This is a genomic window from Mesorhizobium sp. B4-1-1, assembly GCF_006439375.1.
Lineage (GTDB): Bacteria > Pseudomonadota > Alphaproteobacteria > Rhizobiales > Rhizobiaceae > Mesorhizobium.
Genome location: NZ_VFTH01000027.1, coordinates 62,868 through 69,388 on the forward strand (window position 1 = coordinate 62,868; position 6,521 = coordinate 69,388).

The 6,521-nt window shown below is 64.1% G+C and carries 5 protein-coding genes; 3 read left to right on the forward strand and 2 right to left on the reverse strand.

The window, feature by feature from the left end; translation table 11 throughout:
• The first annotated feature begins 109 nt into the window (after window positions 1–109).
• Window positions 110–2,425, forward strand: a complete 2,316-nt coding sequence (locus FJW10_RS27000) for a glucose/quinate/shikimate family membrane-bound PQQ-dependent dehydrogenase (protein ID WP_140902332.1) — start codon at window positions 110–112, stop codon at window positions 2,423–2,425.
• A 948-nt stretch (window positions 2,426–3,373) separates the two neighbouring features.
• Window positions 3,374–3,574 carry a hypothetical protein gene (locus FJW10_RS27010; RefSeq protein ID WP_140829077.1) on the forward strand — a complete coding sequence of 67 codons (201 nt, stop codon included), beginning with the start codon at window positions 3,374–3,376 and terminating at the stop codon, window positions 3,572–3,574.
• A 367-nt stretch (window positions 3,575–3,941) separates the two neighbouring features.
• Here the strand turns inward: FJW10_RS27010 and FJW10_RS27020 are convergent, their stop codons facing one another.
• On the reverse strand, window positions 3,942–4,379 hold the full coding sequence (locus tag FJW10_RS27020) for a hypothetical protein (protein WP_140902334.1): 438 nt from the start codon (window positions 4,377–4,379) through the stop codon (window positions 3,942–3,944).
• A 227-nt stretch (window positions 4,380–4,606) separates the two neighbouring features.
• Here FJW10_RS27020 and FJW10_RS27025 point away from each other — a divergent pair, with 227 nt between their 5' ends.
• Complete coding sequence (locus FJW10_RS27025) at window positions 4,607–5,509, forward strand: dienelactone hydrolase family protein (protein ID WP_140902335.1); 903 nt, start codon at window positions 4,607–4,609, stop codon at window positions 5,507–5,509.
• 159 nt (window positions 5,510–5,668) lie between these two features.
• Here FJW10_RS27025 and FJW10_RS27030 read toward each other — a convergent pair whose 3' ends face one another.
• On the reverse strand, window positions 5,669–6,505 hold the full coding sequence (locus FJW10_RS27030) for a DMT family transporter (protein ID WP_140902338.1): 837 nt from the start codon (window positions 6,503–6,505) through the stop codon (window positions 5,669–5,671).
• Window positions 6,506–6,521: the final 16 nt, after the last annotated feature.

Below are 6,521 nucleotides of genomic sequence, written 5' to 3' on the forward strand. Positions count from 1 at the left end.
CCCCAACTTGACAGCCGGAGCGGGTGAGGGAAAGCTGCCGGCAGGGCAGGGACGGCTCGCCGTCGCCTGAGAGCGGCCGCAAAGGCGCAACAGTCGAAGGAGCACCGTCTTGGCTGTCACCATCACCTCCCTCGTCCTTTTCCTCATCGGTCTCATCCTCGGCGGCGGCGGCATCTGGCTCGCGGTGCTGGGCGGCAGCTGGTACTACCTGATCGCCGGCGTTATCTTCGTGATCACCGCCTGGCTGCTGTTCAGGCGCAGGTCGACGTCGCTCTGGCTCTACGCGTTGTTCGTGCTCGCCACTTTGTGCTGGGCGGTCTGGGAAATCGGCTTCGACTGGTGGCAACTCGGTCCGCGCGGCGGTGTCATCGTGCTCATCGCCCTATGGCTGCTGACGCCATGGGCAAGGCGAGGTCTGCGGGGGCCGGACGGGCGCGCGCCGCTGATCCTGGCCGTGCTCGCCTCGCTCGCGGTCGCCGGTTATTCGATGACAGCCGACCCCAGGGATATCGGCGGCACGCTGGGCACCGAAAAGGTGGCGGCGACGGCCAATCTCGGCGGCGACATGCCGGCCGGCGAGTGGCACTTCTACGGCCGCACGCCCTTCGGCCAGCGCTATTCGCCGCTCGACCAGATCACGCCTGACAATGTCGCCAAGCTGCGGCCGGCCTGGACCTACCGCACCGGCGACGTGAAAGGCACCGACGACATCGGAGAGACGACCTATCAGGTGACGCCGCTGAAGATCGGCGACGCGCTCTACATCTGCACGCCGCATAATTTCGCCATCGCCATCGATGCCGCGAGCGGCCAGGAGAAATGGCGATACGACCCAAAGATCAAGCTCGACAACAACCGCCAGCACCAGACCTGCCGCGGCGTGTCCTATTATGCCGACGCCAAGATCGCCGCCGGCCAGCCCTGCGCCGCGCGCATCTACCTGCCGACCTCCGACGCGAGGCTGATCGCGCTCGACGCGGCGAACGGACAGGTGTGTCCGTCCTTCGCCGAGGGGGGCACGTTGAACCTGATGGCCAGAATGCCTTATCCGAAGTCGGGCTATTACTATTCGACGTCGGCGCCGCTGATCGTCGCTGGAAAGATCATCGTCGGCGGCGCGGTCAACGACAATTACTCGACCGAGGAGCCGTCCGGCGTCATCCGCGCCTTCGACGCCGGCACCGGCGCGCTGCTGTGGAACTGGGATTCCGGCAATCCGGATGTGACGACGCCACTGCCGGCCGGGCAGAACTACACGCACAACTCGCCCAACATGTGGTCCACCGCGAGCGCCGACGAGAAGCTCGGGCTGCTCTATCTGCCGCTCGGCAATCAGACGCCGGACCAGCTCGGCATGGGCCGCAGCGCCAATGTCGAGAAATTCTCGTCCTCAATCACCGCGCTCGACCTCAACACCGGACAATTGCGATGGGTGCGGCAGACCGTGCATCACGATCTGTGGGACATGGACGTGCCGGCGCAGCCGTCGCTGGTCGACATCACCACGGCGAACGGCGTGGTGCCGGCGCTGGTCGGGCCGACCAAGCAGGGCGATCTCTACGTGCTCGACCGGCGCACGGGCGAGCCGATCATTCCGGTCAAGGAAGCGCCCGCGCCCGGCGGTGCGATCGAGGGCGATCATGCCTCGCCGACGCAGCCGGCGTCCGACCTTTCATTCAATCCGAAGCCGCTGACCGGCGCCGACATGTGGGGCATCACCATGTTCGACCAGCTGGCGTGCCGGATCGAGTTGAAGAAGCTGCGCTATGAGGGACGCTACACGCCGCCCTCGCTGCAGGGCTCGCTGATCTATCCCGGCAATTTCGGCGTCTTCAACTGGGGCGGCGTCGCGGTCGATCCGGTGCGGCAGGTGATGTTCGGCATGCCGACCTACCTCGCCTTCACCTCGAAGCTCATTCCGCGCGCGGACGTGCCGGCGCCGGGCGACAACACCAAGGGCAGCGAGCAGGGGCTGAACCGCAACGAAGGCGCGCCATACGCGGTGGTGATGGGACCGTTCCTGTCGCCGCTCGGCATTCCCTGCCAGGCGCCGCCCTGGGGCTATGTCGCCGGCGTCGACCTCAAGACGGGAAACATCGCCTACAAGCACCGCAACGGCACCGTCTATGACATGACGCCGCTGCCCCTGCCGCTGAAGGTCGGCGTGCCGGGCATCGGCGGGCCGATGATCACGGGAGGCGGCGTGGCGTTCCTGGGCGCCGCGGTCGACGATTATCTGCGCGCCTATGACCTCACCACCGGCAGGCAGCTCTGGCAGGCGAGGCTGCCGGCGGGCGGCCAGTCGACGCCGATGACGTATACGGTGGCCGACGGCCGCCAGGTCGTCGTCATCGTCGCCGGCGGCCACGGCTCGGTCGGCACCAAGCCGGGCGATTACGTGATGGCCTACACGCTGCCGAAATAAGTGCGGGTGAGGCCGGTCTGCTACGGAAGCAAGAAGCCGGCCAGCAGGACGGTCAGGAGAAGCGACGCGGGTACGGCGAGAAGCCAACGAGCCTCCAGGACACTGTGCCGATAGCCTTCCGTTTTTCGCTCCAACCTTTTAAGACGGCTCCAGCGCGCAACCCGCCAGCGCTGGAGCCTCTGCTTCGTGCTCAACCGCCGTTGCGGGAGCTTCCGGCAGTCGGTCAACGGAGGGTCGGTTGGTTCGTTCCTGGTGCAAGTCCCCAGTCGGCTATCGGTTCCGACTGAAGTCGCACATCACAAGCATTGGTCCCAAGGACGAAACATATAGCCCGCTATCTCATTGTGTCCCCGACTGGCGGCCATGAGTCCCTTCATCGCCAGTTTATGGATGCCCGTCACCCAGCCGGATGGCGGGCATCCATTGAGGGGCGGGCAAGAGGTGGACGGTGTCGATTTCCAATGAGTTGCGAGACGTGAACATCCGTTACGAGTGCCCTAGCTGCCACTCGCCGATCGTCAAAACCGGTTCATGGTTCAAGGCGGTAAGCATCTTCAGGTGCGATGACTGCAAGACCAAATTGCGCCTTGGCTACTCGGCTAAGCTGGCCCTTTTCCAAAGGCACCGCAAGTCGGCGTAGGTCGGGAGCTCCATGACATGCGTATGAGCGCCCGCAATCCCTGTCTTACGGCACGGACGCCTTCCCGAGACAACCCTGATCTATCGGTGGCCTCAGTTCCGGGAAACGACAATAGTGCTCCCCACCGGGATGATCTCGGTGTCCTCGATCTCATTGCGACAAATGACGATTTCGCGACCGTTGCCGCGCAGACAGAGCAATTGGCTGTTGCCGTGCTTGTGGTCATGGCAATCAGCTTCCTCGCCGGGCCGGTCTTGTTTGCGGCTCTCGTGCTTGGCGCCCGGCACACATACTAACGGAGGCAAACTATGATCGAAACTTCCAGATCCCTGGAAACCAAGGTGGCGGGTCTGCATGAGAGGATGCAGACGGCCAACGTCAGCGTGGATGATATGGTCGCATTTCAGAAGGTCGCCGACATTTTGGACAATGGTCGCGGCGGCATCGACGTCGATGACCTGATCGCACTGTCCTTTGTCATGTCGGATGAGCGCTCAGGAAAATGCTAAATGGGACCGGAGGCGTCAGCGATAATGGTTTTGCTTTCGTGCAGTCCGGGGTGGACTTGTCGGCCGCTCGAAATCGCGCCTCAAATCTACTCCGTCGATAAATGCAGAGCAGCCTTGGCGGATCGTTTGGCTAAGTCCCCTGTCGGCGAAATTATTGGCCAGTGCAGGGAGGTTGACGCCACGTTTACCGATTCGCTGCCACCTGGATATTCCGTCCTAACAATCACCCGAGGCACAAAAACTACGAACTATCTCGTTCCCCACAAGGCGGACTGAGCGGCTTCGCCAGCGGGACGCCTTCGGTCGTCAGAAGCGGATCGGCCCCGCCCTCGAATGGCCGAGCCGTCCAAGACCTGTTCGGAACACTTCAAAGCCCGAGATGGCCCCTCAGGCTCGGCACCTGGTCCAGCACCTGGTTGGTCAGGTCCGGGCCGGCGGCGGCCTCGGCCTGCTTGATCAGGGTCTCGCCGGCCTGCTGGATCTGCGTCATGTCGAGGCCGGACGCCTTCAGCACGGCGACGCCGTTGATCAGCGCGCCGGCTTTTTCGCCGAGCACGCCGCCGAGCGCGCCCTGCAGCGACGATAGAAGTCCGCCGCCCGAATTGGCCGCCGCGCCGGCGGCCATCACGTCGTATTTCTGCGCCAGCGCACCGGCGCCGGGGATCTGGTCGAAGAAGGACGAAACGCTGGTGCCTTCCGCCTCGTGCTCCAGCACGGAAAAGATGGTGCCGACAAGCTTCTCGGTGGTCGGCTCGTCGAGGCCGGCCTTCGAGGAAACGGTGTTGATGATGTCCTGGACGTTCATGGCATTTCCCTTTTCGTCATTCGTATCGGCGAGGCGGCTCAGCTTCGCGTCCTAATGTGACAGCACCATCAAGACTTTCGGAAATGACCAAAACGTGATGAATCAAGCTGGCTTGTCGGCGCAGCCGCTCTACTACGACTCCCCAAGGGATCGTTACCCGGGCGTGACTGGACCGTGCAATTCTCGATCCTATCTTGCTGTTCACCCGCCAATCGTCGAGGACAGCCATGACCGAACCCGTCGCCAAGCCCGTCATCACGCAGCCCGTCATCACTCAGGCGATGATCGATGCCTATGATGAATACACGCATCTGACGCTCGACCGCCGCCGCTTCATGGAGCAGTTGACCAAGCTGGCGGGCTCGGGCGCCGCGGCGGCCGCGATCGCGCCGATGCTGGCGGCCAATTCCGCCCAGGCCGCGATCGTCGCCGAGGACGACAGCCGCGTTCAGGGCGAGGACATCACCTATCCCGGCTCAAGCGGCGAGATGAAAGCCTATCTGGTCAAGCCGGCGGATCAGTCGGGCAAGCTCGGCACCGTCATCGTCATCCACGAGAACAGGGGTCTCAACGCGCATATCCGCGACGTCGCCCGGCGGGTGGCGCTGGAGGGGTTCGTCGCCCTGGCGCCGGATTTTCTATCGGCGCTTGGCGGCACGCCCTCCGACGAGGACAAGGCGCGTGACATGTTCACCAAGCTCGACGCTGCCCAGGTAGCGGCCGACGGCGTGGCGACGATCGCCTACCTCAAGGGCCTCAAGGACGCCAATGGCAAGGTCGGGGCGGTCGGCTTCTGCTGGGGCGGCGGCGCGGTGAACCAGCTTGCCGTCCATGCGCCCGACCTCAGCGCCGGCGTCGCCTATTACGGCATGCAGCCCAAGGCCGAGGACGCCGCGAAGATCAAGGCGCCCCTGCTTCTGCATTATGCCGGGCTGGACAGCAGGACCAATGCCGGCATCGACGCCTACAAGAAGGCGCTCGACGCGGCGCATGTCGAATACAAGGTCTATGTTTATGACGGCGCCAATCACGCCTTCAACAACGACACCTCGGCCGCGCGCTACGACAAGAAGGCCGCCGATCTCGCCTGGGGGCGGACGATCGCTTTCCTGAAGGAGAAGCTGGCCTGAGGTGTGTTGATATTCAGGTAAGGCCGGGCTGCAAACGATGGTTTCCTCCGCTTCCGGTGCTCATGTACTTGAGTACGCTCCGCTCCGGTTCTCGGAAGCCGCCGTTTTCGACTCGGCCTGACCTGAATCTCATCGCATCTCGACGGCGCAGTCGCCGGATCACTCCAAAGCGGGTTTGTGGAAAGCGACGCCGGCGATGACCAGCGCAATGCCGATGCAGTCGGTGACGCTGGGCACCTGGCGCAGGACGACGACGCCGATCAGCGTTGCCGTGAGCGGCAGGAGCGAAAGCATCAATGCGAAGCTCGCGCGCGGCAGCCGCGCCATGGCGATTTGGTCGCAGATGTAGGGGATGACCGAGGAACAGATGCCGACGCCGATCGCGGCGACGAGGAGTTGCGGCGACGAGAAGGCAGGCAGCGCCTCGCGAAAGCCGATGGGCAACACGATAAGGAAAGCGACTGCCATGGCGGTGCCGAGGCCGGCGATGCCGATGCCTGCCTTGGCGACGCGGTGACCGATCACGATGTAGCCGACGAAGAGGGCACCATTCAAAAAGGCCCAGAACAAGCCGACCGGATCGCTGGACCATTTCACGTCGATGAGCAGCAAGGCGCCGACAACGGCAACGGCGAGCGCAGCAAAGTTGCGCCGGCTGCGCAGGCCGACCACCGCGACCGCGATCGTGCCGACGAATTCGATCGCCGCCACCAGCGAGATCGGCAGGCGGTCGAGCGCCAGATAGAACGAGCAGTTCATCACCCCCAGGCAGATGCCGAAGGCCAGCAGCAGAAGCCGCTGAGCGCGATCCGCGCGGGCGAAGACGCGCCAAGGCCTTGTCAGTGGGGCGAAGATGACAGCGGCGGTGGCGATGCGCAGCCAAGCCATGCCGAGGACGCCGACCTGGGCGAAAAGCAGCACCGCGAAAGCCGGGCCCAGATAATGGAACACGGCGCTGACGCAGAACCAGGCATGCGGCGGCAACGCGTTGGCCATTCCAGCAAGTGTGGTG

What these genes read in the sequence shown, in the direction of transcription:
- FJW10_RS27030 (WP_140902338.1), bottom strand. Translation starts at nt 6,505, where the DNA reads ATGGCCAACGCGTTGCCGCCGCATGCCTGGTTCTGCGTCAGCGCCGTG.
- FJW10_RS27025 (WP_140902335.1), top strand. Translation starts at nt 4,607, where the DNA reads ATGACCGAACCCGTCGCCAAGCCCGTCATCACGCAGCCCGTCATCACT.
- FJW10_RS27010 (WP_140829077.1), top strand. Translation starts at nt 3,374, where the DNA reads ATGATCGAAACTTCCAGATCCCTGGAAACCAAGGTGGCGGGTCTGCAT.
- FJW10_RS27020 (WP_140902334.1), bottom strand. Translation starts at nt 4,379, where the DNA reads ATGAACGTCCAGGACATCATCAACACCGTTTCCTCGAAGGCCGGCCTC.